Source organism: Streptomyces sp. NPDC046215, assembly GCF_040646215.1.
Taxonomy (GTDB): domain Bacteria; phylum Actinomycetota; class Actinomycetes; order Streptomycetales; family Streptomycetaceae; genus Streptomyces; species Streptomyces stramineus.
The window spans coordinates 1-1,607 of record NZ_JBEYZW010000199.1; the positions used below are offsets into that span (position 1 = coordinate 1).

General features: G+C 66.8%; 1 protein-coding gene. It reads right to left on the reverse strand.

Annotated elements, in window-relative coordinates; translation table 11 throughout:
• On the reverse strand, positions 1–1,607 hold a 1,607-nt coding region (locus ABZ951_RS33830; RefSeq protein ID WP_361281793.1), incomplete at both ends, for a type I polyketide synthase.

The following is a 1,607-nucleotide window of genomic DNA, read 5'->3' on the forward strand; positions in this document are numbered from 1 at the left end:
CCGCCCACACCCGCAGCCGCCTGCGCATGCCCGATGTTCGACTTCAGCGACCCCAGCCACAGCGGCCGCCCCTCCGGCCGCCCCTGCCCATAGGTGGCAAGAAGAGCCTGCGCCTCGATCGGATCACCCAACGTCGTACCGGTGCCGTGCCCCTCCACGGCATCCACGTCGGCAGGAGAGAGACGAGCGTTGGCGAGGGCCTGCCGGATCACCCGCTGCTGCGACGGACCATTCGGCGCGGTCAAACCATTGCTCGCCCCGTCCTGATTGACAGCCGTCCCCCGCACCACCGCCAACACCCGATGCCCAAGGCGCTGGGCATCAGACAACCGCTCCACCAACAACATCCCGACACCCTCAGCCCACCCGGTGCCATCCGCCGAAGCCGAAAAAGCTCTGCACCGGCCATCAGGCGAGAGCCCCCGCTGCCGAGAGAAATCCACGAAGGCATCGGGCGTGGACATCACGGTGACGCCGCCGGCCAGAGCCATGGAGCATTCCCCCGCACTCAATGCCTGGCAGGCCAGGTGCAGGGCGACCAGCGAGGAGGAGCACGCGGTATCGACGGTCAGCGCCGGGCCTTCGAGTCCGAAGGTGTAGGCAAGACGACCGGAGGCCACGCTGCCGGTGGTGCCGGTGAGCATGTAACCGTCGAGTTGTTCGAGGCTCTGGTGCAAGTGGTGTGCGTAGTCGTGGTACATGAGCCCGGTGAAGACACCGGTGCGGCTGCCGCGAACAGTGGCGCAGTCGATGCCCGCCTGTTCGAAGCTCTCCCAGGCGGTTTCGAGGAGCAGCCGCTGCTGGGGATCCATGGTCAACGCTTCTCGTGGGCTGATCCCGAAGAATTCGGCGTCGAAATCACCCGCGTCGTAAAGGAAGCCGCCGTGCCGGGTGTAGCAAGTGCCCGGGTGGTCCGGGTCCGGGTCGAACAGCCTCTCCACGTCCCAACCGCGATCCGCCGGGAAAGCGGCGGTCGTCTCCAGGCCGGCTGCGACCAGATCCCACAGCGCCTGTGGGGACCGGATGCCGCCCGGGTACCGGCAGGCCATGCCGACGATGGCGATGGGCTCAGCGGTTACGGTGCCGGCAGCCGACGGGTGACGAGGGGAATCTTCGTCGTGCGTTCCCTGGAGATCCTGGCGGAGGTATTGAGCAACGGCCTCCGGGGTGGGGTGGTCGAACACCAGGCTCGAAGGCAGACGCAAGCCGGTCACGGCGGTAAGCCGATTGCGTAGTTCAACCGCAGTCAGAGAATCAAAGCCCAGATCCCGGAATGCCTGGTGTGACTGCACGGACTCTGCCGTGCCATGGCCCAGTACCAGTGCGACCTGCGAGCGCACCGTGTCGAGCACCAGTCGCTGCTGCTCTCTGGAGTCCATGGCGCTGAGCTGGGCGCGGAGAGTGGGACTTGCCGCACTTGTGGTGGGGGTGTGGTGGTGGGTTGTGGTGGTGAGGTTTTGGAGGAGTGGTGGGGTGGGGGTGTGGTGGGTGGTGAGGTGTGCGGGGAGGAGAGTGGGGTGGTGGGTGTGGGTGGTGGCGGTGTCGTAGAGGGTGAGTGCTTCGGGGGTGGTCATGGGGTGGAGGCCGGTGCGGTTGAGGCGTGTGTG